This is a genomic window from Pseudomonas sp. C1C7 (assembly GCF_013359595.1).
GTDB lineage: Bacteria > Pseudomonadota > Gammaproteobacteria > Pseudomonadales > Pseudomonadaceae > Aquipseudomonas.
Genome location: NZ_JABFMP010000023.1, coordinates 17,047 through 41,879, shown reverse-complemented (window position 1 = coordinate 41,879; position 24,833 = coordinate 17,047). Strand labels below are relative to the sequence as shown.

Sequence of the window (24,833 nt, the reverse complement as noted above, 5' to 3'; positions counted from 1 at the left end):
GTTGACGACTCAAATCCTGTGGGAGCGAGGCTTGCCCGCGAAAGCGTTGGGTCAGTCACTATTGATGTCGATTGACCTGACGCCTTCGCGGGCAAGCCTCGCTCCTACAAGGGCATTGCCCATCTCTGTTTTACGGCTTCCACTGGCATCCGTTCGACCAACCCACCCGCCAACTCCGCCACCCGCTGCGCCGCCGGCACGACGCTGTGGATCTTGCCCACCCCCTGCCCCGCATACAGCGACAACTTTTCGGCCATGCGCGGTTTGTCGATGGCTCGGGCGCCGCCGCCGATCAGGCGCAGCAAATTCCATTTGTCCCGATTCGGGATCACCCGATGCGGCGTGCCGTAGGTCCAGCCGAACGAATAACCGGTGCGGTACTCGGTGTCATCGGTGGTCGCTTCGACGATCTTCTGTTTGTACAGCGGATGCGCGTTCGACTCTTCGGTGGCGATGAACGCCGTGCCCACCACCACCCCGGACGCGCCGAGGGACATCAGCGCCCGCACATCGTCGCCGTTGGTCACGCCGCCGGCCGCCAGCACCGGCCGGCCTTCGGAGATGGCGAGGATCGAGGTCAGCAGCGGCATGATGCCGATGGTGCCGCGATTGAGGTGTCCGCCGCTTTCACTGCCCTGGGCGATGATGATATCTGCGCCTTGGGCCAAGGCGATGTGCGCCAGCTCCACCGAGCCTGCCTGGACCATCACCAGCAGCCCGGCGTCCTTGGCCCGGGGAATCATGTCGGCGGAGTACTTTTCGGCGTAAAACAGCGACAGCAGTTTGGGCTTTTCCTTGAGGATCACCTGGAACTGCGCCTCGAACACATCCGGGCCACCGAACTGCGGCACCAGGTTCACGCCAAATGGCCGGTCGGTCAGCTCGCGGGTCTCCTGGATCCAGCGGCGCAAGGCCAGCGGCGGCAGGCGCAGACCGCCGATCACCCCCATGCCTCCGGCATTGGCCACGGCAGCCACCAGTTGCGGACCGGAAATGGCCGCCATGCCGCCGAGGAAAATCGGATACTTCACACCGCACAATCGGGTGATGGCGTTCCCGGCAAAATCGAATCTGTCCTGGTTCATGCTCACAGCTCCACGTGTTTGCCCAGCATGCGCTTGAGCGTGTTGTTCTTCAGGAGAAAGTGATTCTTGACCGCGCCGAAAATATGCAGCCCAAGCCCGGCAAGGAACGCCGAGGCGCCGATGTTGAACAGCACATCGACCACGTGCTTGAGCGTCGCATTGACCGGCAGCAGGCTCGGGATCCACCCGCCGCCGGGCAGCTCCACCACTTCGCCGCCCGCGCAGCGCGAAGCCCAGACCGCGACGGGCAGCAGCACCATGGCCAGCGCCAGCGACACCGCCACCGAGCGGCTGATGATCACTTCGATGGGGTTGGGCGTGCCCACGGGCAGCGGATGGTAAGCCGTGACCCGCGCCCAGAAGCGGTAGATCGAGACGAGAAACAGCACCAGGCCGACCAGGTTCTGCACCCTTACCAGCTCGCTTCGCAGTGCCTCGACGGAGGCCTGGCCGATCATCAGTTGCAGGCCGAAAATCGCCAGCAGGGAAAACGCCACGACCCAATGCAGGGCGATGGTGATGGGGGAAAATCTCAAGCCATTGTCTTTGAGTTGCATGGCTGACTCCTTTTGCAGCGAATGCCAATCAGGAAAAGGAACACGCGATCAGTGATTGACCGCCTGCGCGGCGCCAAGCCCGGTCTGGGCGCGAATCAACTGGTCGTCAAAGCGCTCGCGTTCCAGCCCCGCGGAGCGACTTCTGTCAGTGACCGAGCCCAGCCAGGTGAAGAGGAACGCCACGTTCATCGAAATGATCGCCGGGTAGTCGTAGGGGAAGATCGCCTCGGCATTGCCCAGCACCTTGACCCAGACCGCCGGCGACAGGATCACCAGGCCCACCGCGCTGATCAGGCCGGCGACGCCGCCGATCAAGGCGCCGCGGGTGGTCAGGCCCTTCCAGTACATCGAGAGCACCAGGATCGGGAAATTCACCGACGCGGCCACACCAAAGGTCAGCGCCACGAGGAACGCGATGTTCTGGTCCTTGAACAGGATCCCCAGCACCACCGCGACGATGCCGATGCCCACCGAAGCGATACGGGAAACGCGGCGCTCGTCCTTTGCATCGGCCTTGCCCTTGCGCACCACCATCACGTACAGGTCATGGGAAATCGCCGAGGTGCCGGCCATGGTCAACCCGGACACCACCGCCAGAATCGTCGCGAACGCCACGGCGGAAATGAAACCGAGCAACAGGTCACCGCCCACGGCTTTCGCCAGGTGCATCACCGGCATGTTGCCGCCGCCGATCAACTTGCCGGCCAGATTGCCGGATTCGTAGAAGGCCGGGTCCTGCCCGACGATCACGATGGCGGCCAGCCCCAGCACCGCGACGATCAGGTAGAAAAAGCCGATGAAGCCGGTGGCGACGAACACCGATTTGCGCGCTTGCCTGGCGTCGGGCACGGTGAAGAAACGCATGAGGATGTGCGGCAATCCGGCGGTGCCGAACACCAGGCCCAGGGACAGCGAGATCAGCGACAGCGGATCGGCCACCAGTTTGCTCGGCAGCAGAATCCGCTCGCCATCGTGGTGCGCGGCCACGGCTTTTTCGAACATCAGATCGAAAGAGAATCCGAACTTGCTCAGCGCCAGAAACGCCAGCAGGGTTCCGCCCAGCAACAGCAGCCCGGCCTTGATGATCTGCACCCAGGTGGTTGCGACCATGCCGCCGAACGTCACGTAGACCGCCATCAGCAAGCCCACGGCAATCACCGCGTAGTTGTACGGCAGGCCGAACAGCAACTGGATCAACTGCCCGGCGCCGACCATCTGCACCACCAGGTAAAAGCACACCACCGTCAGCGAGCCGAAGGCGGTCATGGTGCGGATACGGTTCTGGTCGAGGCGGAACGAAGCGATGTCCGAGAGGGTGATGCGCCCCAGGTTGCGAATGCGTTCGGCAAACAGGAACAGCAGCAGCGGCCAGGCGACGAAGAAGCTGATGGAGTACAGCACGCCGTCGAAACCGTTGAAGAAGATCATGCTGGTGACACCCAGCAGCGCCGCCGCCGACATGTAGTCGCCGGCCAGCGCCAGGCCGTTCTGAAAACCGGTGATACCGCCGCCGGCGTTGTAGAAATCGTCCATGGAACGGGTCTTCGAAGCCGCCCAATAGGTGATGCCGAGGGTGGTCACGACGAAGACCAGGAACATGCTGATCGCAGTGAAGTTGATCGGCTGCTTTTCGACGGTCTGCAGCACGTCGCCGGCCAAGGCACGCGCCGCGGAGGCACTCAGCGCAAGCGCAAGGATGAGGTTTCGCGGGAGGCGCTTCATACGATCACCCCCGCGCGGATTTGCGCGGTCAGGGTGTCGAACTCACCGTTGGCCCGCAGGATGTAGAGCCCGGTGAACAACCAGGCGCCGACGATGAACACCAGGCCCAGGGGCCAGCCGATGTTGATGATGCTGGTGGCGGAAAGCTTCGTCGCTAGCAGCTGGGGCGCGAAGGCGGCGACGAGGATGAACGTGAAGTACGGAACAAGGGTGGCTGCGGTAAGCCCGGCGACGAATCTTCGTTGCCGTGAAACCAGTTCCCTGTAACGCGGATGATTGCGAATTCTGGCCGATTCAGTTGCATGGTTCACGTTGACTCCGTGTAGCAGTGGTTGCGTTATTGTTGTTCCACAGCCTCAGATTCAGACTCGATCCGCCACTGGCTGCGGTATCTGTGCCCCTTCAACCTATGCCCGCCAAACCATCAAGTAAAATGATCATTTGTGATTCAGTTGATCTGTTTTGGTGAAACTGAAATTTGCCGAACGGCCCTTTCGCTCATCTGCCAGAAGCATTAGATTCGCCAGCAGTTATGACTTTTGCAGATAGGTGATGGCGATGGAAGTTGCGGATCTGAAGGTGGTGGATGCAGTGGCGCGCCACGGCAGCATGAACAAGGCCGCCAATGAGCTGAACACCGTGCAATCCAACGTGTCGGCGAGGATTCGCGCGCTGGAGAGCGAGCTGGGGGTGGCGCTGTTTCAACGCAGCGCCAAGGGGGTTCAGGTGACGCCTGCGGGGCGGCGCATCCTGCCCTTCGCGGCCCGGCTGTCGAAGCTTTTGCTGGATGCTTCCAGCGCCGCGCGGGATGACGGTCAGCCCAGGGGCGTGCTGGAAATCGGTACCCTGGAAACCACCCTGGCCATGCGCCTGCCGCGCCTGATCGCGCAGTTCGCCAAGGCTTATCCCGATGTCCGCCCGGTGGTGCGCACCGGCACCACCTGCAGCCTGATCCAGGGCGTTATCGACTGCAAGCTGGAGGGCGCGTTCGTCGCCGGCCCCGTCCACCATCCGGAGCTGCACAGCGAAGAAGCCTTCCGCGAAGAGCTGGTGCTGGTGACGTCCCCTGCCCTGCACAGCCTGCAAGCGATCGCCGAGGTCGAGAACCTGAAGACCGTGGTGTTTCGCATCGGCTGCTCCTATCGCCAGCGCCTGGACACGCTGCTGACCAGCCTCGGCATCGTCGCCCCGGAGCCGCTGGAATTCGGCTCCATCGAAGCCATCATCGCCTGCGTCTCGGCCGGTGTCGGCATCAGCCTCTTGCCCCGAGGTGTCGCGGCCAATGCGGCCCGCGAAGGCCTGGTTGCGGTGCACGATCTGCCGGCGGACATGGCGCAGGTCGAGACCGTCTTCGTGCGCCGCATCGACGGCTACTTCTCCAGTGCCCTGGCGACTTTTCTGCAAAGCGTGCGCGAGGACGAAGTCCCTAGCGTGGCGCTGTAGACTGATCAAGACCTGCGGGCGCACCATCGAAACGGCTCTTTATCCAGCCATTGATACCGGCACACAGCACCAGCAGTGCGCCGGTCACCAGAAACACGTGATGCAGTCCTGAATGCGCGCCGATCTGGCCGCCGATCAAGGGCCCGATCACCTGCCCGGAGAACTGCGCCGATTGCAGGTAGCCCAGGATCTTGCCGGTGTTGTGCGCTTGCACGGCACCGCGAATCAGCTTGGCGATCGCCGGCAGCAGTCCCGCCAGGGTCATGCCCATCAGCCCGCGCAGCACCGCCAGTTGCCACCACTGCGTGACGTACGCCTGGGGCAGCATGAGGATGCCGGTCAGTACCAGACAACCGATGATCACGTTCCAGCCGCCGATACGATCGGCCAGTGCGCCCAGTCGCGCGGCGGTCAGGATGCTGCCCAGGGCCGAAGCGGCCATCACCACGCCGGCCACTCGCGCCTGATCATCGAAGGCCACACCCAGATGACCGATGTAGACGGTGATGATCGGTTCGATCGACATGTTCGCCAGCAGCACCATCATGGCGGTCACCAGCAGCGCGGCGATGATTGGCCAGCGGGTGCTGTCTTGTTTGTCCGCGCTGTTTTTTGTGCGTTGCGAGCCGTCCACGCCACGCTGAAAATCCTCGCGGACCAACAGGATGGTGGCCAGCGCCGCCACGGCGATCACCGCTGCGCCAACGAAAAAGGTCCCGCGAATGCCGACCCACTGCGGCAGGAAACCGCCGACCAGCGGCCCGATCAGGTTGCCGGACAAGGCGCCGGTCGACAGCACGCCCAGCGCCCATCCGGCTTTTTCTCGGGGCACTTGCGAGCCGATCATCACAATCGATGCCGAGGCATAGCCACCGATCAGACCGGCAATGAGGCGTAGCACCACCAAGTCAGTGACATCGCGGGCCAGCCCGATCAACGACATCACAATGGCCATACCGATGGCGGCGCGGATCAGCATCGGCTTGCGCCCGAATCGATCCGCCAGCCGGCCCCAGAGCGGCGCGGTGATCGCCGTGCCGAAGAACGTCGCGCCAAAGGCCACGGCGGACCACTGCACCACATCGGCCTGGGCCGTGAAGCCCAGTTGTTGCACATACAGCGGCAGGAACGGCAGCAGCATGGTCAGGCTCACCAGCGTGGTGAACGAGCCGAACACACAAACCGCCAGGTTGCGGCGCCAGTAAGGGAGATTGCGGTCTGCATAATTCACGTTGGAGTGTGCTCCGTAGATTCGGCGCTGCGGATTGCTGCCAATACATCGATGACAAAGGCGATCAACATGGCCACCGTGCCGATGCCGAACAGCAGACGATAGTGACCGCCGCTGTAGGAAAACAGGAACGACAGGCCATAGGCGGCGACAGCCTGGAACAGCGCGAAGCCCACGGTTGCGGTTTGCCACGCGGCGGCTTGTTGCGCGGGATGCCGGGCGAGCACTTCCTGCAGACGTCCCAGCACCAGCGGCACGGTGCCGGTGACGAAGGCGCCGACGATGACGCTGGAAGCCATGAGCCAGACCGTGCCCAATCCCAGGGCCGGTGCGGCGACGCTGATCGCCTCGATGATGAACGCGGCCCGCAGCGCCCGACCGAAGCCAATCCGGTCAGCCAGCGCTCCAGCCAGCAACGGGCCGACGGTGGCGCCAAGGCCGAACAGCACCCAGTATTGCGCGCCGGTTTGCAGGCCCTGGCCGAGGCCCCGGGCGACGAAGTCCACCAGGAAAATCATGTGCGGCACCCAGCCTGCGGCGTTGAGTGCGTATTCGACATACAGCGCCTTGAGGGTGCCGCTGGAGGGTGCGCGGCGGTGGTGGACCGTGTTGGCTGCGCTGGTGTTTTCACTCGGCCAGCCATGCCAGGCGATGGCGGTGAGCAACAGCGCGATCAGGCCCAAGCCGAGCCAGGTCTGCGCCAGGCCTTGTTGCAATAAGAGCGGCACCAACGTGCCGGACGCCGCGATCCCGACTCCGACGCCCATGAAAATCACCCCGCCGGCCAGGCCTCGACGGGAGGCTGGCACATGAGCCAGAACGGTTGGCGCGGCCAGCACCATCAGCGCCCCGCCGGCGACACCGGAGAGCAGGCGCCAGGCGAAAAACCAGGCGAAGGACACGGGATAGGCACAGGCGAAAAACGCGATGCTCGCCAGCAGCATCATTGCCCTGAGGGTGAAGCGGGTTGAGGTTTTCGCCGCCAGCGAACGCCCGAACAGCGCCCCGGCCAGATACCCCGCCAGATTCGCCGCCCCCAGGTAAGCCGCCCTGGACGCATCGAACCAGTGAGCACCGACAATCGCCGGCAGCAACGGCGTATAGGCAAACCGCGCCAGCCCGATCCCCACAAGACTCGCCGAAAACCCCGCCACCGTGCCTCGCCATGGGCTGGCCGGTTGCTGGGCCGTTGTTGCTTTCACGCTGTTCATCATCTGCCCTTCCTTACTTCAGTCGGGCCGACTCTACGCGCAAAGGCGATATCTCAAATAACGATTTAATCAGGCAGCAGCTATCTTCGATTTAGATACCACACCATTTCCCCTGTGGGAGCGAGCCTGCTCGCACAATGATTTTGCATATACCCGCAAAGCCTGTGGGGGTTGATTACATGATGTATCAACAGTAATTACCCGGCAGTGCTATATCTTCCCCCGTGCGCTTTTTACAGTGGCCGATCCACAGCTCTCTTCCCTCCAAGAAGGCGATCCTTCATGCCCCACGACTTGAGTCATCTTGATGCCGCGCTGGCCACCTACCCACGGGTGGCGTTGCTCGAAGGCCCGACACCGATTCAGAAACTGCACCGTCTGAGCCGTCTGCCTGAGTTGAACGGCTGCAACCTCTACGTCAAACGCGACGACCTGACCGGCCTCGGCGGTGGTGGCAACAAGCTGCGCAAACTGGAGTTTCTGCTGGGCGAAGCACTGGCTGCCGGTGCCGACACCCTGGTGACCTGGGGCGGTTTTCAATCCAACCATGCCCGCCTGACCGCGGCGGTCGCCGCCCAGCAAGGGCTGGCCTGCGAGCTGATACTGACCCCGTCGGCGGTGCGCAGCGACGACGATTTCTGCCACAACGGCAACGTCATTCTCGACGCGCTGTTCGGCGCAAAAATCCATCGCCTGCCCCGGGGTGTCGTGCCCGACACCTTCGCTGCCGAACGGGTCGACAGGCTCAAACAGCAAGGCCGCAATCCCTTCGTCATGCCCCTGGGCGGTTCCAGCCCGAGAGGCAGCCTGGGTTACGCCGCCTGCGCCGCCGAAATCCTGCGTCAGGCCGATGCGCTGGGCATCCACTTCGAACAAATCACCGTGCCCAACGGCAGCGCCGGCACCCAGTCTGGATTGCTGGCCGGCGTCACCCTGGCCCGTTCCTCCAGCAAAGTTCTCGGTTACTCGGTGCTGGCCACCGAAGAACAGGCAGCGGCGCTGGCCCTGGAAAAAACCACGCAAGTCCTGCAACTGCTCTCCCCGTCCACTTCGTTGGCTGAAACGTCGGTCCACGTCGATGGCAGCCAGCGCGGCGAAGCCTATGGCGCACCGACCGAAGCCATGCTCGAAGCCGTACGCCTGCTCGCCTCCCACGAAGGCCTGCTCACCGATCCGGTCTACGGCGGCAAAGCCTTCGCCGGTCTGCTGGCTGCGGTACGCCGGGGCGACTATCCGGCGGGCAGTAATCTGCTGTTCGTCATGACCGGCGGATTGCCGGGAATCTTTGCCTATCGCAACGCCTTCGACTGACACAGGTCGTCAGGTCAACGCAAACTCTGTAGCAGCTGGCGAAGCCTGCGTCCGGCTGCGAAGCAGTCGTAAATTCAGGCGCTGCGGCAGCTAGATCCGGTGCACAGGTTTTACGACTGCTGCGCAGCCGGACGCAGGCTTCGCCAGCTGCTACAAGGAGCGCGGTCTGCATTCACTACCGCCTTGCAACAAAAAAACCTCCCCGGCCACAACACCGGGGAGGTTTTTTATCGCCGCATCAAACCATCAGTTCTGCGCTTTGCTCATCTTGGTGTACAGCTCGGTCGGGACTTTCTTGCCGTTGGAGGTGAATTGGTTGGTGCGGAATTTGTACACCTCGGCTTCGGACAGGTAACCGTCGCCATTGGTGTCCATGGCCTTGAATTCCTCACCGCCCTGTGGCGCCACGGCCAGCAGTTCCTTCAGGGAAACTCGGCCGTCGTGGTCGGTGTCGGTGCGGGCGAAGGAGGCGTCGCCGCATTTGCCTTCACCGCATTTGCCTTCACCAGCCTTGGTCGCTTTGGCACCGGCTTCGCTGGCGCCGCACTTGCCTTCGCCACATTTGCCTTCGCTGGTTTTTTCCGCCGAGGCCAGTTGGTAGCCCTGTGGCAGTGCGTCGGCGGCGAAGGCGGTCGAAGCCAGGTTCAAGCTGCCGGCCAGTGCAACTGCGATCAGGCCAATGCGGGATTTGTTCGACATACGGGACATGGTTGTTTCTCCGGTTCAGTGTGCGGTCAGTCCGCTTGGGTCAGGCGTTAAGCCGTGGTGCGAGTGCGTTTGCTTTCTCGCTGAGGCAGGGCTATTTGACTGCATGCGTGTATCCCGGATGTATCGAGATCGAGGGGCATTTGTATGCCAGTCTACGAAGCGTGGGGTTGGATACATGGCGATACACAGACACCGAACTTTCACTCCCTGTGGCGAGGGGGCTCGCCACAGGTGTGCTCGGCTTAGCTGGCTGGAATTGGAGCCTTCGCCGCAGGCTGCGATCTTTTAAGAACCGCCACCATCAAACCGAAGCGATCCCTCCATCGATCAAGTAAATCGCCGCCGAGAACGTCACGATCGACAACACGGTACTGACCAGAATCGAAGTCGCCGCTTCGCTCTGATAGGCGCCGGTCTGGTTGGCGAACATGGCGGGAATCGTCGCCGACGGCAGCGCACAGAGCAGGATCATCTGCTGCGCGTAGATCCCGTGGGTGCCCAGCAAAATAGTCGCGGCGAACATCAGCACCGGATGAATGAACAGCTTGAGCCCGAGGTTGGTCCAGACCTCGCCCGACATCTGCAACTTCTCCGACGACATGATCAAGCCCAGGCACAACAGGGAGACGCCTGGCGTGGCCTTGCCGAGCAGATTGAACGACTCCGCGGCCAGCGGCGGCAGCTTGACCTGCAGCAGCGAGAGCAGAATGCCCAGGGCCGGCGCCCACATCAGCGGACGGCGTACCGCACCCGAGAGGCTGGAGACGAAAGCCTCCCGGCCACTGCCCTTGCCATCGGCGATGGTCAGCAACATGGTGGTCAGCGGAATCATCACCAGGCTCGCCACCAGGTTGAGCACCAGCACCGAATAGATACTGCCCGCTCCGTACATCGCGCCAAGGATCGGAATGCCCATGAAGGCGGCATCCGGGTAACCGTTGACGAACCCCTTGAGGGTCGCCACTTTCAGATCGCGAGTGCTGTACCAGCCGATCGCCAGTGCGATCAGGTACATGCCCATGATGCCGATGAAGGTGGCAACGACGAATTTGAAGTCGAACAGCTGCTCACGGGGTGTGCTCGCCATCCCGACAAACAGCAGCGCCGGGAAGATCCAGCCGAGCACCAACCGGCTGATCAGCAGGCTGTCGGAGTGGCTGAGTCGCCCGCGTTTGCCGGCGATGTAGCCAAGCGCAATCACAAAGGCGACGGGCAGGATGGGTCCTACGATTCTGTCTAGCATTTGCTCAATCCTCGTATTTGTTTTTATCAAGAATGCGGCCATGACTGATCGAGGCCGACGCCCTGGTTGTGGCGTCGGCTGCAATCGAAGGGGTCAGGGTTTGAAGCGGTAATCGCGGATGACGTCCTGGTTCGGCTCGATGCCGAGCCCCGGCCCTTGCGGCACGTCGATGCGACCGTTGCGCGGAATGATCGCGTCGCCATACAGCTGTGCTTCGAGGTCGAAGTAGCGCCATTCCACCAGGGACTTCGCGCCGCCAAGCGCCGCACTGCCATGGACCGCGGCCAGCAGGCCGGGACCGTCGTAGAAGGCGTGGACCATCACGGTGACGCCATGGGCGTTGGCCAGCGCATAGACCTTTTGCAGCTCGGTGATGCCACCCATTTTTGCCGGGCTTGGCTGCACGAAATCCACCGCACCGGCTTGCAGCAGGTGTTGGAAATCCATCAGGGTCGAGGCGTTCTCGCCAGCCGCGACGGGAATCCCGCCCTGCTGCCGAACCCGCGCCAGCCCCGCATAGTCTTCCGGCGGCCATACCGGTTCTTCGATCCAGCGCAGGTTCAGTGGACGCAGCTTGTCAGTCATGTCCAGGGCTTCGCGCACTGACCACGGCGCATTCACGTCGAGGGTGATTTCCACGCCCGGACCTGCGGCTTCGCACGCAGCGCGAATCACGTCGGGATCGACTTCATGCAGCTTGAGATGGCGGAAACCGTCGTTGACCGCGCGCTGCACATTGACGCGGATGAGTTCCGGGTCGGCATAACGAATGAGGCTGGCATAGGCCGCGAGCGACGTCGCCTCACTGCCACCGAGCAATTGATAGACCGGTTGCCCGGCCGCCTTGCCGGCGATATCCCACAGTGCGATATCGATGGCCGACAGCCCGTAGATGAACGCGCCGCTGCGACCGAACACGTGGAATTTCCTTTGCAGATCGCCCTGCAGTTTCTGCCGGCGCGTGACGTCACTGCCGAGCAATTCAGGCGCGAGAATCGTGTCGATCACAATCTTCACCGCTGGAATCGCGGTGAAACCAAAGGTTTCGCCATAACCGACGATGCCGTCATCGGTGGTGATCTTGACCACCAGGGAGTCGACCATCTGCAGGTCTTTCGGTCCCCAGACCCCGCCGGCTGACTTGCCTCCCGTGGTGAAGGGAATGCGGAGCGGAATGGTTTCAATGCTGGCAATTTTCATAAGGCCGGGCCTCGGGCAGGTTGCGAAAACGGCGCGGTGATTTGGATTTTTTGCCGCGCCGGGTTGAGAACAACCTACCTGACGTCCTGTTGTCCTTCAACTGAACAACTTGTACTTTTTTGCTCATCTTGCGATGAAAACTCATAACTGTTTGTTTTTACTGGTTTTATTTTCTATGACTGCGGTGAACTTTAGTTTTGACTGTCTGGAACAAGTCTTCTGATGTAGATTAAGTAGACAAGTGAGAGGGATGAACATGAGTGAAATGAACCTGCAACCCGTGGCGCGCCGACCGCATCTGGCGGAGCACATCGCCCGTTCGTTGAGTGAAGAGATTGCCTCCGGCCGGCTACGGCCAGGCGACCGTTTGCCGACCGAACAATTTCTCTCGCAGAACTTCGGTGTCAGCAGGAACGTTGTCCGGGAAGGGATCGCAACGCTTCGGGCGCAGGGGCTGATCCAGTCGCGCCAGGGTGTGGGCGTATTCGTCGCCGCCCCTTCTCCCTCCGCGCAACCGGTATCGGCATCGCCGCGTGCCAGCGAGCCGATGCTCGACGGCGACAACACGGTGCGCAACATGTTCGAAGTACGAGCCGTGCTGGAAAGCCAGGCCGCTGCCCTCGCGGCCTCGCACATGACGCCGCGCAAACTGAAAATGATTCAGGCGGCGGTCCTGCGCATGCAGTACGAAGGCGAGCCGACACTGGAAACGGTGAATGCCGACCTCGACTTTCACCGGGCCGTGGCCGCCGCATCAGGCAATGATTATCTGGAGACGATGATTCGCACGGTGCTCGAACCGATGCGTGCCCTGATCACCATGAACTTCGCCCGGCGTGGCCCGATGTTCAGCAATATTCCGCACGCGGCGCGTGGCGAACATGAAGAACTGGTGCAAGCACTGGTTGATCGCAATGCCACGGCGGCACGGCAAATCATGGGACAACACATCGTTGCCGCGGCCTCTCGATTCGGTTACGAGATCAATTTCTACTGACACCGCCTGCCGACGGCGGTTGTCTCATTGTTGAACAAGCGGATCACCAGACTCCGCTTATTCCCTGTCCTTCGTCGAGCGAATCAGATTGGTGCGCAGTTTCACGATCGCCTTCTGCATTTGCTCGAAGTCATCGGGATCCAGCCCGGTTTGCGGGAAGCCGTCTTCCGATATTTCTTCACGCAATTTGCGCCCTTCGGTTGTCAGGCTGATGCGGACCTGGCGTTCGTCTTCCGGGTCGCGCTGGCGCAGCAGATAGCCCATCCCTTCCAGTTTCTTCAGGATCGGCGTGAGGGTGTTGGATTCCAGAAACAGCTTTTCGCCAAGGCTGCCGACGGTCTGGTTGTCTTGCTCCCAGAGCGCGACGAGGGTGATGTATTGCGTGTAGGTCAGGCCGAGCCGTTCGAGCATGGGCTTGTATGCTTTGCCGAAGGCCAGGTTGGAGGAATAGACCGCAAAGCAGAGGAATTCAGAGAGCTTGAGGTCGAGGGCGGCGGGCTTCTTGGTCGATTTCATGAGCGTTCTCTGGGGCATGAGACGAAGGGTTGCGAGGGCCGACTATACATCGCATGCGATGGTATCGGTAGTGCGCGCTGTCCTGCGTTCGTGAAAGAAAAGCTGCCGGTTCACCAGGGATGCCCTGTTGAACCGGCAGTGTGTCGCGTCAAGCGGTGATGACGTTGATCGCGACGTCGATGTTGCCGCGGGTGGCCTTGGAGTACGGGCAGATCGCATCAGCCGTGTGGGCCAGTTCAGTGGCGACCTCGTGGGTCAGGCCCGGTACACGCAGGGTCAGTCGGGCCTGGAGGAAGTACTCCGCACCGGTCTGGCCCAGGTCCACTTCGATGTCGACCGCAGTATCCGCCGGCAGTGTCACTTTCGCCTGTTGGGCGGCCAGCCCCACTGCGGCGATGTAGCAGGCCGACCAGGCCCCTGCGAACAGTTGCTCGGCTTGAGGGTGCGGCTGGACGCCGGTGAAGACGTGCGCCGCAGTGGCGCTGCCGGGCGACGACAGTTCGATGTCGAGGCTGCCATTGTGGCCGCGCGAGGTGTTGCCTGTGCTGCTGCGGGTGGTGTGGGTTTTGCCGCTGGCCAGTACTTTTTCGATCTTGCTCATGATGGTTTCCTCAGGTTTACAGGGCTGTTATTCGCATACGCTTGTATCGCATGCGTTATATTTGTCAGGCGGTGAGTACGTTCAGGGCCACGTCGATGTTGCCGCGTGTGGCTTTGGAGTAAGGGCAGATGGAATCGGCGATGTGTGCCAGTTCAGTCGCCACGTCATGTGCCAGCCCCGGTACGCTCAGGGTCAATCGAGCCTGAAGGAAGTAGTCCGGCCCCGTCTGACCCAGGTCCACCTCGATGTCGACGGCCATGTTCGCCGGCAACACGATGTTGCGCTCTTGAGCGACCAGCCCTACCGCTGCGGTGTAGCAGGCCGACCAGGCCCCGGCGAACAGTTGCTCGGCTTTCGGGTGTGGCTGGGTGGCGGCGAACACGTGGGCTGGCTGGGCAGCACCGGGCGAAGACAGCGCGATGTCGAGGTTGCCGTTGTGGCCGCGCGAGGGGGTGCCGGTAGCGCTGTGGGTGGTGTGGGTTTTGCCGGTGGCCAGGACTTTTTCGATCTTGCTCATGGGGGCTTCCTCTCGGGTCAGTTTCTTATGCGATTTGATCGCATGCGATGATCGTGGTGTTGAAACCTGCTTATCAGGCGGCGTAGATCCAGTTGTTGCCGTTGTGGCCATCGAAAGCGTGATGGGTGGAACGGGACATGTTGCGGCTGCTTTCGGTTTTCATGGCTGGATCTCCAAACGGCATAGGTTGAGTTTTATTTATCGCTTTCGATTAGATCGCATGCGATGTACAGATAGTCATCCAAACACCTGGTGGTGTCAAAGGAAATTTTTCGAGAGGACGACGAACGGTAGATGAGCGCCTACAAAACCCCGTAGGAGCGAGGCTTGCCCGCGAAGGCATCAGGTCAGTCGACACCGATTGGCCTGATACACCGCCTTCGCGGGCAAGCCTGGCTCCTACAAGGGTTAGTTGCGTGCCTCGACTACGTCCATATCCGGCGCATCTGGAGCGTCCGGATCCCTGGCTACGTTGGCCTGTGCCTTGGCTGCGTCCCGGGTGGCGTCCGCAGCAGCCCTGGCTGCATCGCGGGTCGCATCCGCATCGCGTCGGGCCGCGTCACGGGTTGCATCCGCTGCGGCCCTGGCAGCATCGCGAGTAGCGTCGGCGTTTGGATCGCCAGCCCTTCTTGCAGCGTCACGGGCTGCGTCCGCGTTGGCCCTGGCCGTGTCTCTCGCCCTGTCTGCCGCAGCCTTGGCGGCATCACGAGCAGCGTCTGCATCGGCGCGGGCTGCGTCTCGGGCTGCATCGGCATCGTTGCGGGCAGCATTGTTGTCGTTACGAGCCGCATCCCGGGCGCGATCGTTGTCGTCGTTGGCGTCGTGGTTGCGGGCATTGTCCCGGCCTCTGTTGCCCGTGTTGCCAGCGACGCCGCCATGACCGTTGCCGTCATGGCCTGAAGCGCCATGACCACCCCCGTCTCCATGGCCGCCATTGCCAGCGCCACCGCCGCCGTTACCGCCGCCACCGTTACCGGATCCGCCGTGACCACCGCCATTGCCACCACCGCCGTTACCGGACCCGCCGCCACCGCCGTGGCCACTACCGCCACCACCACCGCTGCCGCCGTGTCCGCCTCCACCACCGCCTCCTCCGCCGCTACCACCATCCCGGGCGTATGCGCTGGAGAAACCACTGATGTAATCCGGTACCAGAACAGTCGAAGCCGACAGAACTCCGCCTATGGCCAGGGCCAATAAACATTTGTTGATATGCATGTTGCACCTCCGCCTGGAGCTGCGTAGTCATGTCCTTATCGAACGCAATCCCGTGAGTTTCCAGCCGCCAGAAAGCGACCAGCCAACCGGCACGGACATAAATCTGCAGCATCGACAGCCACTGCGCTTTCCGCGCGATCCTTCAACGCCAGTTAGCACCTTTGCGTGGGAAATTTTCCCACATTTTCTTTAGAGAGATACCTTCAACCCAAGCTCAACGGACAAACGGCACAACCCGCCCATCAGCAGAAAACCCAAAAATCGCCTCCTGCCCTTCTCCCGCCTTTCGCAACTGTGCGGCCTCTACTACGGTGGTTACATCACTTTCCAACCCCCAGGGGCACAGAGCATGTTCAGACTCCTCGTTTTGCTGTTCTCCGGCCTGATTCTGTGCGCCGGACAGGCTGCGGCGGACAGCCTCAAGATCAGCGTGATCGGCGCCGGCAAGGTCGGCGGTACGCTCGGCACGCTTTGGGTCAAGGCCGGGCATTCGGTGATGTTCTCCTCGCGCCATCCCGAGGAGCTGAGTGAACTGGTCAAGACCGCCGGCGCCAACGCCCAGGCAGGCTCGGTCGACGATGCCGCGAAATGGGGCGACGTGATCGTGTTGAGCGTTCCCTACGGCGCCATGCCGGTGGTGGCGGAACAGCTCAAGGGCCACCTGAACGGCAAGGTGGTGTTCAGTACCAGCAACCCATTCAGCGGGCGTGACGGCGATACCGGGCGCAAGGCGCTGGAAACCGGCGTTTCAGTGGCCGACCAGCAATACCTGCCCGGCGCCCATCTGGTGCGAGGGTTCAATGCCATCGGCTACATGGCGATGAAAGATCAGTCCGGAGACGGCAAGGCGATTCCGGTCTTCGCCGACGATGCCAAGGCCAGGGAAATGGGAGAACGGCTGGTACGCGACGCCGGCTTCGTGCCGGTGCCCTTCCCACTGGCCCGAGCCGCTGAAGGCTTGCCGGGAGGCCCGCTCGCCGGCGTCTGGACCGAGGCGGATCTCAAGCAAAAACAGAACAGCAAGTGAGTATCACTGGAGCGCAAAAATGGAGCTTGCAGCATGACCGAAGAGGCAAAAGTAAAAGGACCTGCGTCGTACTTTCCTTCGATTGAAAAAAAGTATGGGCAACCGGTCTCTCACTGGCTGGACGTTCTCAAGACCCTGGATGGCAAGAAGCACATGGAAATGGTGGCCGTGCTCAAGAACGATCACGGCATGGGCCACGGACATGCCAATGCTTTGGTTGCGTACCACCTGGCCTCTGCCAGGGGCGGCTGACGTTCGGGAACTCAGCGCATTCACAACCAACGGTTGAAGCTGTAACAAAGGCACGGGGGGTACAGACCGTGGATGGCGCGGACTACATTAGCGCCATTCATCCCTTTCCCTCCGGGAGCATCCCATGAAAAAAATCGGCTTTCTCTCCTTCGGGCACTGGACCCCGTCCCCGCATTCGCAAACCCGTTCGGCCTCCGACGTGCTGCTGCAATCGATCGATCTGGCCGTGGCGGCAGAGGAGCTGGGCGCGGACGGCGCGTATTTCCGCGTCCATCATTTCGCCCGGCAACTGGCGTCCCCCTTCCCTCTGCTGGCGGCTGTCGGCGCCAAAACCAGCCGGATCGAAATCGGCACCGGCGTCATCGACATGCGCTACGAGAATCCGTACTACATGGTCGAAGACGCCAGCGCCGCGGACCTGATTGCCGACGGTCGCCTGCAACTGGGCATCAGCCGTGGCTCGGGCGAGCAGGTCATGGATGGCTGGCGGCACTTCGGCTACGAGCCCCGTGAAGGCGAGACCCATGCCGACCTGGCGCGGCGCCACACCGAGGTGTTTTACGAACTGCTGCGCGGCAAGGGCTTCGCCGAGCCGAATCCGCGACCCATGTTTGCCAATCCACCGGGATTGCTGCGCCTCGAACCTCACTCCGAAGGCCTTCGTGACAGGATCTGGTGGGGTTCGGGCTCCGAGGCGACCGCGGTGTGGGCGGCGAAGATGGGCATGAACCTGCAGACCTCCACCCTGAAAAACGACGAGAACGGACAGCCCCTGCACATCCAGCAGGCCGAACAGATCCGCCTCTACCACGAAGCCTGGAAACAGGCCGGGCACAGCCGCCAGCCGCGCACGTCGGTGAGCCGCAGCATTTTTGCGATCACCAACGACATGGACCGCATGTACTTTGGCCGCAATGACCAGACCGAGGACACCATCGGTTTTCTCGAGGACGACACCCAAAGGATCTTCGGTCGCAATTACGCCGCCGAGCCGGATGTATTGATCGAAGAGCTTGCCAAGGACGAGGCCATCGCAGCGGCGGACACCCTGCTGCTGACCATCCCCAATCAACTGGGCGTGGACTATTGCGCGCATGTCATCGAGAACATCCTCAAGCACGTCGCCCCTGCCCTCGGCTGGCGTTGAAGTGTTCCCTTACTGCACAGGAGACTGAACATGAGCACACTGGATGAAGTCGGCTTTCTGGGCTTCGATGTCTTTGGCACCGTGGTCGACTGGCGAACCAGCGTCGCTCGGGAATCCGCGCGGTATTTGCAGCGTCTCGGCATGCAGATCGACCCGCTGGCCTTCGCCGATCAATGGCGGTCGTTGTACCAGCCGTCGATGCAACGCGTGCGCTCGGGTGAGCGGGCCTTTGTCACGCTGGACGTTTTGAACCGCGAGAATCTGCAGACGTTGATGGCCCGGCATGGCGTCGAAACCGGACGCCTCGAAGAAGCCGATTTCGCGGCCTGGAACACAGCGTGGCAGAAACTCGACCCATGGCCGGACTCCGTCGAAGGCCTCACGCGCCTGAAGCGACGTTTCGCCATCGGCCCGATCTCCAACGGCCATATTGCCGGAATGATGAACCTCGCCCGCTACGGCGGCCTGCCCTGGGACGTCATCACCGGCGCCGAACTCGCCCGCGCCTACAAACCTCAGCCGGAAGTTTATTTCAGGTCGGCAGAAGCCGTGGGTCTGCCACCCAATCGCGTGGCCATGGTGGCGGCGCACAACAGCGATCTTGTCGCGGCACGGGCTTGCGGGTTTCGCACGGTGTTCGTCACACGGCCCGTGGAGCATGGGCCTGGGCAGACAATCGATTTGCAGCCGGAACAGGAGTGGGATGTAGTCGCGGAGTCGATGACCGAGCTTGCTGCGCTACTCGACTGCTGAAGCAGCAGGGTAAGTCGCTGGAGGAAATTGTCGCGGCGAAGCCTTCGGCGGCGTTTGACGGGAAATGGGGGCATTTCGTGATCAAGCCGGATTTCTTTGTGAAGCTGGTGTATGCCGGTTTGAAGTGATTCCAGCGATCTCAGCCGAACACGCTCTTTGTAGCAGCTGGCGCAGCCTGCGTCCGGCTGCGCCAGCTGCTACAGGGTCAGTGGTGTGTTCAGTTCATCGCTGTAACCTGTTTGCCACCGGCATCCCACCCGCCGCCCAGCGCCTTGTAAATCGCGACGATCCCCCGGTACTGATCGATCTCGCCCTGGGCCTGGGCATCTTCGGCGTTCAGGCGCTCACGCTCGGCGTCGAGCAGCACCAGATAATCCACCGAACCTTCCTTGTACTGGATGCCCGCCAGGTCCGCCGCCTTGCGGCTCGACTCGCTTTGCCTGATCAGCGACAACAACCGTTGCTGACGCTTGCCGTAATCGCTAAAGGCGTTTTCCGATTCTTCCAGCGCCAGCAACACCTGTTGTTCATAGGTGGCCAAGGCGCCCTCGGCATCGGCGTTGGCACCACGGATGCGCGCTCGCACGCTGCCCAGATCGAAAGCTGCCCAGGTGATGCTCGGGCCCAGGCTCCAGGCTCGGGCGGCGCTGGAGCCGATCTGCGAACCGCGCCCGGCGGTGAAGCCCAGGAAACCGCTCAGGCTGACCCGTGGAAACAGGTCGGCGGTGGCCACGCCGACATCCGCCGTTGCCGACGCCAGGCGACGTTCCGCCGCCATCACATCCGGACGACGGCGCAGCAGCTCGGCGGGATCACCGATCGGCAGTGCCTTGGCGATCGCCGGAATATCTTTGGGGCTCAGCAAGACACTCATCTGCTCCGGCCGCTCACCGAGCAAGGTGGCGATGCGGTTTTTCTGCCGCACCTGCTCCGCCTGCAATTGCGGCACGCTGGCTTCGACAGCCGCCAAACGCGCGTCGGCGCGCACCACATCCAGCTCGTTGCCGACACCGGCATCGCGCAGGCTGACCGTGACGCTGCGCGAGTCGTTCTGGTTCTTCAGGTTGGCCAGGGCGATTTTCTCGCGCAGTTGCGCACCGCGCAGTTGTCCGTAGGCATCCACCAGCTCGGCAATCATCGTCACCCGCAGCTGATACAGATCCGCCGCCGCGGCATCTTCCAGGGCATCGCTCGACTCGAGCTGACGCTGGATGCGCCCGAACAAGTCGATCTCCCAGGCCATGTCCAGACCCAGGTCGTAGCGTTCGGTGTTCACCCGGCTCTCGGTCTGCCCCGGCACCTGCGAGCGACCCTGCACGCTGCTCACGCGGCTGGTGACCACCGGCAGATTGTCGTTGCTGATGTCGTCGCGAATCGCCCGGGCCGCTTTCCAGCGGGCGAAGGCCACGCGCAGGTCGCGGTTGCCTTGCACGGATTGGCTCACCAGCTGGTTGAGCGTCGGATCGTCGAACTGCTGCCACCACACCGATTCGAATCGCGACTGATCGTAGTTGGCCGCTTTCGCATAAGTGCTCAAAGCCGGTGGCGTGTCGGGGGTCTTGTAATCCGGGCCGACCGTGCACGCTGCCAGGGCGCTCACCAGAAGGCTGGGCAAAAACAACTTCAGAGCTTTCATGGTTGTACCTCCAGGTTCAGCGCGCGGGCTTGTTTACGTGCTTGTTTGCGTTCGATGTAGCGACGGATGAGGACGAAGAACACCGGTGTCAGCAGCAGGCCGAAGAAGGTCACGCCGAGCATTCCGGAGAACACCGCAACGCCCATGGCCCGACGCATTTCCGAGCCTGCGCCACTGGAAGTCACCAGCGGGACCACGCCCATCACGAAAGCGAACGAGGTCATCAGGATCGGCCGCAGACGCATGCGGCAGGCCTCCAGCACGGCGTCCAGCGGCGACAGGCCCTGGTCCTGTCGGTCCTTGGCGAACTCGACGATCAGGATCGCGTTCTTGCAGGCCAGGCCCACCAGTACGATCAGGCCGATCTGGGTGAAGATGTTGTTGTCGCCCTTGGAGATGATCACCCCGGCAATCGCCGACAGCAGCGTCATGGGCACGATCAGGATCACCGCCAGCGGCAGGCTCCAGCTTTCGTACAACGCCGCCAGCACCAGGAACGCCAGCAACACGCAGAGCGGGAACACCAGCAGCGCGGTGTTGCCGGAGAGGATCTGCTGGTAGGTCAGGTCGGTCCATTCGTAGGTCATGCCGTTGGGCAATTGCTCCTTGAGCAGCTTCTCGATGGCGGCCTGGGCCTGGCCGGAGCTGTAGCCAGGGGCGGCGGCACCGTTGATTTCCGCGGTGAGAAAACCGTTGTAGTGCGAAACCCGGTCCGGCCCCGACGTCGGGCTGACCTTGACGAAGGTGGCCAGCGGAATCATCTCGCCGCGATCGTTGCGCACCTTCAACTGGCCGATCTGCTCCGGCTCCTGGCGGAACTGCTGCTCGGCCTGCACGTTGACCTGATAGGTGCGGCCAAAGCGGTTGAAGTCGTTGGCGTACAGCGAACCGAGGTAGACCTGCAGAGTGTCGAAAATATCGTTGATCTTCACCCCGTGGTTCTTGGCCTTTTCCCGGTCGATGGCGGCTTCGACTTGCGGCACGTTGACGGTGTAGCTGGTGAACACCCGGGCCAGTTCCGGCACGTTGCGGCTCTTGGCAATGATGTTCATGGTCTCCTTGTAAAGCTCGTCGTAACCCAGGTTGCCACGGTCCTCGATCTGCAGGCGGAAGCCGCCGATGGTGCCCAGGCCCTGGACCGGCGGTGGCGGGAACACGGCGGTGTAAGCGTCCTGGATCTCGCCGAACTTGGCGTTGAGCGAGGCGGAAATCGCCCCGGCGGACAGGCTCGGGTCCTTGCGCTCATCGAACGGACGCAGGCCGATGAAGGCGATGCCGGCGTTCGGGCTGTTGGTGAAGCCGTTGATCGACAGCCCCGGGAATGCCACGGCACTGTCAAAGCCCGGCTCGTTCATAGCGATGGTGCTCATGCGCCGGATCACCGACTCGGTGCGATCCAGGCTCGCGGCATCCGGCAGCTGCGCGAAGGTCACCAGGTACTTCTTGTCCTGGGTCGGCACGAAACCGGTCGGCGTGGTGCTGAAGCCCATGTAGGTCAAGGCGATCAGCCCGGCGTAGAGCAACAGGGCAATGCCGCTGCCGCGGATGATCTTGCCCACCCCGACCACGTAGCCATGGCTGGCCTTCTCAAAAACCCGGTTGAACGGCTTGAACAGCCAGCCGCCGAGCATCCGGTCCAGCACCTTGGAGAAACGGTCTTTCGGCGCGTCATGGGCCTTGAGCAACACTGCTGCCAACGCTGGCGACAGGGTCAGGGAGTTGAAGGCCGAGATCACCGTCGAGATGGCGATGGTCAAAGCGAACTGCTTGTAGAACTGCCCGGTGAGCCCGGAGATGAACGCCGCCGGCACGAACACGGCGCAGAGCACCAGCGCGGTGGCGATGATCGGCCCGGTCACTTCGCCCATGGCTTTCTGGGTCGCCTGCGCCGGCTCCAGTCCCGCCTCGATGTTTCGCTCGACGTTCTCCACCACCACGATGGCGTCGTCGACCACGATGCCGATGGCCAGCACCAGGCCGAACAGCGACAGCGCGTTGAGCGAAAACCCGAGCAGATGCATCACCGCAAAGGTACCGATCAGCGAGACCGGCACCGCCACCAGCGGAATGATCGAAGCACGCCAGGTTTGCAGGAACAGGATCACCACCAGCACCACGAGGATCAGCGCCTCGAACAGCGTGTGCACCACCGCTTCAATGGAACTGCGCACGAAGATGGTCGGGTCGTAGACGATTTCGTAGTCCATGCCTTCGGGGAAGCTTTTCTTCAGCTGCGCCATCTTCGCCCGCACCTGATCGGACACGTCGATGGCATTGGCGCCGGGGCGCTGGAAGATCGGCATGGCCACCGCTTCCTGGTTGTTGAGCATGGCGCGCAAGGCGTATTGGTTGGAACCCAGTTCGATCCGGGCAATGTCCTTCAGGCGGGTGATTTCGCCGTTCGGGCCACTGCGGATGATCACGTTTTCAAACTCTTCCTCGGTGACCAAACGGCCCTGGGAGTTGATCGACATCTGGAAGCTGGTGGCATTCGGCGCCGGCGGCGAGCCCAGCTGGCCCGCGGCAACCTGACGGTTCTGTTCACGCACCGCGTTGACCACATCGGTGGCGGTCAGGTTGCGCGAGGCGGTTTTGTCCGGGTCGAGCCAGATGCGCAGCGAGTAGTCGCCGATACCGAACATCTTCACGGTGCCGATGCCTTCCAGACGCGCCAGCTCATCCTTCACATTGAGGATCGCGTAGTTGGACAGGTAGAGCATGTCGTAGCGCTTGTCCGGCGAGATCAGGTGCACCAGCAACGTCAGTTCCGGCGAAGCCTTGTCGACGGTGATGCCGATGCGCGTCACCTCCTCCGGCAGCTTCGGTTCGGTGCGGGTCACGCGGTTCTGCACCTGGACCTGGGCGTTATCCAGATCGGTGCCCAGGGCGAAGGTCACGGTGAGGGTCAGGCGGCCATCGGCGGTCGACTGCGAGGACATGTAGAGCATGTTCTCGACGCCGGTGATCGCCTGCTCCAAAGGCGCGGCCACGGTTTCGCCGATGACCTTGGGGTTGGCCCCCGGATAGCTGGCCTGGACCACCACGGTCGGTGGCACGACTTCCGGGTATTCGCTGATCGGCAGCTGGAACAGCGAGATGGCGCCGGCGATCAGGATCAGGAGCGAAAGCACCGCGGCGAAGATCGGCCGGGTGATAAAGAACTGGGAAAATTTCATGTCGGTGGGCCCTTATCCGCGAGGTGTCAGAGCCGCATCCGTCTTCACCAGGGCGGGTGATTTGACGGCTGCGGACGATGGGCTTGCAGGCTGGTTGCTCGCTTCGACGGCCTGACGCTGACGGGTCAGGGCCGCGACGGTTTCCGGATCGGCCATCGGCGCATCCTGCGGCGCGACCGCGGCGCCCGGGCGGACCCGTTGCAGGCCGTTGATGACGATGCGGTCTTCTTTCTGCAGGCCGCTGCGCACGATGCGCAGGCCTTCAAGCTTTGGCCCCAGTTCGACGTTGCGGTACAGGGTCTTGTTGTCCTGATCGACCACCAGCACGAACTTCTTGCCAAGGTCGGTGCCCACCGCTTCGTCCTTGATCAACAGGCCTGCGTAGGCAGCGCTGCCCACCAGTTTCAGGCGTGCATAGAGGCCTGGGGTGTACTGGCCGTCGGCGTTATCGAACACCGCGCGACCGCGGATGGTGCCGGTCTTGGGATTGACCTGGTTGTCGACGAAGTTCATCTGCCCCAGGTGCGTGTTGCCCTCCTCGTTCGACAGGCCCATATACACGGGGGTGGTCTGGCTGCGCTGGCCCTGGCGGGCGAGTTGGCCGTACTTGAGAAACAGGCGCTCGTCGGCGTCGAAATAGGCGTAGACCTTGTCGGTGGAGACCACGCTGGTCAGCGCCGTGGTGTCGGCGGTGACGATGTTGCCGGCGGTGATTTGCGCGCGGCTGACGCGACCGCTGATCGGCGCGGTGACGCGGGTGAAGCTCAGGTTCAGGCGCGCCAGATCGAGCTGGGCCTGGATCGCATCGACGCCGGCCTTGGCCTCCTGGGCGGTGGTGTTGCGGGTGTCGGCCAGCTCCGCGGAAATCGCGTTGCTGCCCAGCAGGCGCTGCCCACGCTGGGCTTCGTTGGCGGTGCGCACCAGGGTGGCCCGGGCTTGTTGCAGCTGGGCTTCGAAGCGATGCACTTCGTGTTCGAACGGCCGTGGATCGATCTGGAACAGCAGGTCACCCTTCTTCACCAGCTCGCCATCGGTGAAGGCCACCCGTTCAATCTGGCCCGATACCCGTGGGCGGATCTCGACGGTTTCCGGCGCCTCCAGGCGAGCGGTGACTTCATCCCACTCGGTGATGGGCTGCTCGATCACCTTGGCGACCGTGACATGGGGCGCCCCAGGTGCGTTGGCGGCCACCGGTGCGCGATCGCAGGCGCTGAGCAGAGTGAGCGCCAATGCGGCAAACGGGTATCGAAGAGCTTTGAGTGATTGATCCATGGGGGTGTCC

The 24,833-nt window shown here is 62.5% G+C and carries 23 protein-coding genes; 7 read left to right on the top strand and 16 right to left on the bottom strand.

Annotation, left to right across the window (positions count from 1 at the left end):
- Positions 1-104: 104 nt before the first annotated feature.
- The 4 genes from HNO86_RS18880 to HNO86_RS18865 are packed head-to-tail and all read right to left on the bottom strand — an operon-like array spanning position 105 to position 3,675.
- Positions 105-1,085, bottom strand: coding sequence for a nitronate monooxygenase family protein (locus HNO86_RS18880; RefSeq protein ID WP_175378452.1), 981 nt, complete (start codon positions 1,083-1,085; stop codon positions 105-107).
- 2 nt (positions 1,086-1,087) lie between these two features.
- A complete protein-coding gene (locus HNO86_RS18875; RefSeq protein ID WP_175378451.1) occupies positions 1,088-1,642 on the bottom strand; it encodes a cytochrome b in 555 nt (184 codons plus the stop codon).
- A 48-nt stretch (positions 1,643-1,690) separates the two neighbouring features.
- Entirely contained in the window at positions 1,691-3,364 is a 1,674-nt protein-coding gene (locus HNO86_RS18870) for a cation acetate symporter (protein WP_175378450.1), read from the bottom strand.
- Positions 3,361-3,675 carry a DUF485 domain-containing protein gene (locus HNO86_RS18865; protein ID WP_175378449.1) on the bottom strand — a complete coding sequence of 105 codons (315 nt, stop codon included), beginning with the start codon at positions 3,673-3,675 and terminating at the stop codon, positions 3,361-3,363. The genes HNO86_RS18870 and HNO86_RS18865 overlap by 4 nt, the downstream gene beginning before the upstream one ends.
- 247 nt (positions 3,676-3,922) lie before the next feature.
- Between HNO86_RS18865 and HNO86_RS18860 the strand changes: the two genes are divergently transcribed.
- Positions 3,923-4,807: a LysR substrate-binding domain-containing protein gene (locus HNO86_RS18860; protein ID WP_175378448.1), complete on the top strand. Its 885-nt coding sequence runs from the start codon at positions 3,923-3,925 to the stop codon at positions 4,805-4,807.
- Here HNO86_RS18860 and HNO86_RS18855 read toward each other — a convergent pair.
- Both HNO86_RS18855 and HNO86_RS18850 read right to left on the bottom strand, forming a co-directional pair.
- Complete coding sequence (locus tag HNO86_RS18855; RefSeq protein ID WP_175378447.1) at positions 4,791-6,038, bottom strand: MFS transporter; 1,248 nt, start codon at positions 6,036-6,038, stop codon at positions 4,791-4,793. The genes HNO86_RS18860 and HNO86_RS18855 overlap by 17 nt on opposite strands.
- Entirely contained in the window at positions 6,035-7,249 is a 1,215-nt protein-coding gene (locus tag HNO86_RS18850; protein WP_218583526.1) for a YbfB/YjiJ family MFS transporter, read from the bottom strand. Before HNO86_RS18850 ends, HNO86_RS18855 begins: the two co-directional genes overlap by 4 nt.
- A 282-nt stretch (positions 7,250-7,531) precedes the next feature.
- Between HNO86_RS18850 and HNO86_RS18845 the strand changes: the two genes are divergently transcribed.
- Positions 7,532-8,560: a D-cysteine desulfhydrase family protein gene (locus HNO86_RS18845; protein WP_175378445.1), complete on the top strand. Its 1,029-nt coding sequence runs from the start codon at positions 7,532-7,534 to the stop codon at positions 8,558-8,560.
- A 246-nt stretch (positions 8,561-8,806) separates the two neighbouring features.
- Here the strand turns inward: HNO86_RS18845 and HNO86_RS18840 are convergent, their stop codons facing one another.
- From HNO86_RS18840 to HNO86_RS18830, 3 genes are all read right to left on the bottom strand, one after another.
- Positions 8,807-9,268 (bottom strand): EF-hand domain-containing protein, encoded by a 462-nt coding sequence (locus HNO86_RS18840; protein ID WP_175378444.1) that lies wholly within the window; start codon positions 9,266-9,268, stop codon positions 8,807-8,809.
- A gap of 301 nt (positions 9,269-9,569) precedes the next feature.
- Positions 9,570-10,511, bottom strand: a complete 942-nt coding sequence (locus tag HNO86_RS18835) for an AEC family transporter (protein ID WP_175378443.1) — start codon at positions 10,509-10,511, stop codon at positions 9,570-9,572.
- Between the two features lie 93 nt (positions 10,512-10,604).
- Positions 10,605-11,711, bottom strand: coding sequence for a mandelate racemase/muconate lactonizing enzyme family protein (locus tag HNO86_RS18830; protein ID WP_175378442.1), 1,107 nt, complete (start codon positions 11,709-11,711; stop codon positions 10,605-10,607).
- Positions 11,712-11,967: 256 nt separating this feature from the next.
- Here HNO86_RS18830 and HNO86_RS18825 point away from each other — a divergent pair, with 256 nt between their 5' ends.
- Entirely contained in the window at positions 11,968-12,708 is a 741-nt protein-coding gene (locus HNO86_RS18825) for a FadR/GntR family transcriptional regulator (protein ID WP_175378441.1), read from the top strand.
- A gap of 57 nt (positions 12,709-12,765) precedes the next feature.
- Here the strand turns inward: HNO86_RS18825 and HNO86_RS18820 are convergent, their stop codons facing one another.
- From HNO86_RS18820 to HNO86_RS18805, 4 genes are all read right to left on the bottom strand, one after another.
- A complete protein-coding gene (locus HNO86_RS18820) occupies positions 12,766-13,224 on the bottom strand; it encodes a MarR family winged helix-turn-helix transcriptional regulator (RefSeq protein WP_175378440.1) in 459 nt (152 codons plus the stop codon).
- Positions 13,225-13,372: 148 nt separating this feature from the next.
- Positions 13,373-13,825: an Ohr family peroxiredoxin gene (locus HNO86_RS18815; protein WP_175378439.1), complete on the bottom strand. Its 453-nt coding sequence runs from the start codon at positions 13,823-13,825 to the stop codon at positions 13,373-13,375.
- A gap of 64 nt (positions 13,826-13,889) precedes the next feature.
- Complete coding sequence (locus HNO86_RS18810; RefSeq protein ID WP_175378438.1) at positions 13,890-14,342, bottom strand: Ohr family peroxiredoxin; 453 nt, start codon at positions 14,340-14,342, stop codon at positions 13,890-13,892.
- A gap of 408 nt (positions 14,343-14,750) precedes the next feature.
- A complete protein-coding gene (locus HNO86_RS18805; protein WP_175378437.1) occupies positions 14,751-15,560 on the bottom strand; it encodes a hypothetical protein in 810 nt (269 codons plus the stop codon).
- Between the two features lie 349 nt (positions 15,561-15,909).
- On the opposite strand from HNO86_RS18805, the gene HNO86_RS18800 reads away from it, so the two are divergent.
- The 4 genes from HNO86_RS18800 (at position 15,910) to HNO86_RS18785 (ending at position 18,739) form a co-directional block, all read left to right on the top strand.
- On the top strand, positions 15,910-16,587 hold the full coding sequence (locus HNO86_RS18800; protein ID WP_175378436.1) for an NADPH-dependent F420 reductase: 678 nt from the start codon (positions 15,910-15,912) through the stop codon (positions 16,585-16,587).
- A gap of 33 nt (positions 16,588-16,620) precedes the next feature.
- On the top strand, positions 16,621-16,839 hold the full coding sequence (locus HNO86_RS18795; protein WP_175378435.1) for a DUF4287 domain-containing protein: 219 nt from the start codon (positions 16,621-16,623) through the stop codon (positions 16,837-16,839).
- A 124-nt stretch (positions 16,840-16,963) separates the two neighbouring features.
- Complete coding sequence (locus tag HNO86_RS18790; protein WP_175378434.1) at positions 16,964-17,986, top strand: LLM class flavin-dependent oxidoreductase; 1,023 nt, start codon at positions 16,964-16,966, stop codon at positions 17,984-17,986.
- A 30-nt stretch (positions 17,987-18,016) separates the two neighbouring features.
- Positions 18,017-18,739, top strand: a complete 723-nt coding sequence (locus tag HNO86_RS18785) for a haloacid dehalogenase type II (protein WP_175378433.1) — start codon at positions 18,017-18,019, stop codon at positions 18,737-18,739.
- A 217-nt stretch (positions 18,740-18,956) separates the two neighbouring features.
- Here HNO86_RS18785 and HNO86_RS18780 read toward each other — a convergent pair whose 3' ends face one another.
- From HNO86_RS18780 to mexE, 3 genes are read right to left on the bottom strand one after another with little or no spacing between them, the layout of a single operon-like run.
- Positions 18,957-20,375 (bottom strand): efflux transporter outer membrane subunit, encoded by a 1,419-nt coding sequence (locus tag HNO86_RS18780; RefSeq protein ID WP_175378432.1) that lies wholly within the window; start codon positions 20,373-20,375, stop codon positions 18,957-18,959.
- On the bottom strand, positions 20,372-23,551 hold the full coding sequence (locus tag HNO86_RS18775; protein ID WP_175378431.1) for an efflux RND transporter permease subunit: 3,180 nt from the start codon (positions 23,549-23,551) through the stop codon (positions 20,372-20,374). Before HNO86_RS18775 ends, HNO86_RS18780 begins: the two co-directional genes overlap by 4 nt.
- A gap of 12 nt (positions 23,552-23,563) precedes the next feature.
- Positions 23,564-24,823: a multidrug efflux RND transporter periplasmic adaptor subunit MexE gene (gene mexE, locus HNO86_RS18770; protein WP_175378430.1), complete on the bottom strand. Its 1,260-nt coding sequence runs from the start codon at positions 24,821-24,823 to the stop codon at positions 23,564-23,566.
- Positions 24,824-24,833: the final 10 nt, after the last annotated feature.

What these genes read in the sequence shown, in the direction of transcription:
- HNO86_RS18880 (WP_175378452.1), bottom strand. Translation starts at nt 1,085, where the DNA reads ATGAACCAGGACAGATTCGATTTTGCCGGGAACGCCATCACCCGATTG.
- HNO86_RS18815 (WP_175378439.1), bottom strand. Translation starts at nt 13,825, where the DNA reads ATGAGCAAGATCGAAAAAGTACTGGCCAGCGGCAAAACCCACACCACC.
- HNO86_RS18790 (WP_175378434.1), top strand. Translation starts at nt 16,964, where the DNA reads ATGAAAAAAATCGGCTTTCTCTCCTTCGGGCACTGGACCCCGTCCCCG.
- mexE (WP_175378430.1), bottom strand. Translation starts at nt 24,823, where the DNA reads ATGGATCAATCACTCAAAGCTCTTCGATACCCGTTTGCCGCATTGGCG.
- HNO86_RS18810 (WP_175378438.1), bottom strand. Translation starts at nt 14,342, where the DNA reads ATGAGCAAGATCGAAAAAGTCCTGGCCACCGGCAAAACCCACACCACC.
- HNO86_RS18870 (WP_175378450.1), bottom strand. Translation starts at nt 3,364, where the DNA reads ATGAAGCGCCTCCCGCGAAACCTCATCCTTGCGCTTGCGCTGAGTGCC.
- HNO86_RS18805 (WP_175378437.1), bottom strand. Translation starts at nt 15,560, where the DNA reads ATGCATATCAACAAATGTTTATTGGCCCTGGCCATAGGCGGAGTTCTG.
- HNO86_RS18795 (WP_175378435.1), top strand. Translation starts at nt 16,621, where the DNA reads ATGACCGAAGAGGCAAAAGTAAAAGGACCTGCGTCGTACTTTCCTTCG.
- HNO86_RS18775 (WP_175378431.1), bottom strand. Translation starts at nt 23,551, where the DNA reads ATGAAATTTTCCCAGTTCTTTATCACCCGGCCGATCTTCGCCGCGGTG.
- HNO86_RS18875 (WP_175378451.1), bottom strand. Translation starts at nt 1,642, where the DNA reads ATGCAACTCAAAGACAATGGCTTGAGATTTTCCCCCATCACCATCGCC.
- HNO86_RS18860 (WP_175378448.1), top strand. Translation starts at nt 3,923, where the DNA reads ATGGAAGTTGCGGATCTGAAGGTGGTGGATGCAGTGGCGCGCCACGGC.
- HNO86_RS18830 (WP_175378442.1), bottom strand. Translation starts at nt 11,711, where the DNA reads ATGAAAATTGCCAGCATTGAAACCATTCCGCTCCGCATTCCCTTCACC.
- HNO86_RS18780 (WP_175378432.1), bottom strand. Translation starts at nt 20,375, where the DNA reads ATGAAAGCTCTGAAGTTGTTTTTGCCCAGCCTTCTGGTGAGCGCCCTG.
- HNO86_RS18835 (WP_175378443.1), bottom strand. Translation starts at nt 10,511, where the DNA reads ATGCTAGACAGAATCGTAGGACCCATCCTGCCCGTCGCCTTTGTGATT.
- HNO86_RS18850 (WP_218583526.1), bottom strand. Translation starts at nt 7,249, where the DNA reads ATGAACAGCGTGAAAGCAACAACGGCCCAGCAACCGGCCAGCCCATGG.
- HNO86_RS18845 (WP_175378445.1), top strand. Translation starts at nt 7,532, where the DNA reads ATGCCCCACGACTTGAGTCATCTTGATGCCGCGCTGGCCACCTACCCA.
- HNO86_RS18820 (WP_175378440.1), bottom strand. Translation starts at nt 13,224, where the DNA reads ATGAAATCGACCAAGAAGCCCGCCGCCCTCGACCTCAAGCTCTCTGAA.
- HNO86_RS18840 (WP_175378444.1), bottom strand. Translation starts at nt 9,268, where the DNA reads ATGTCCCGTATGTCGAACAAATCCCGCATTGGCCTGATCGCAGTTGCA.
- HNO86_RS18785 (WP_175378433.1), top strand. Translation starts at nt 18,017, where the DNA reads ATGAGCACACTGGATGAAGTCGGCTTTCTGGGCTTCGATGTCTTTGGC.
- HNO86_RS18825 (WP_175378441.1), top strand. Translation starts at nt 11,968, where the DNA reads ATGAGTGAAATGAACCTGCAACCCGTGGCGCGCCGACCGCATCTGGCG.
- HNO86_RS18800 (WP_175378436.1), top strand. Translation starts at nt 15,910, where the DNA reads ATGTTCAGACTCCTCGTTTTGCTGTTCTCCGGCCTGATTCTGTGCGCC.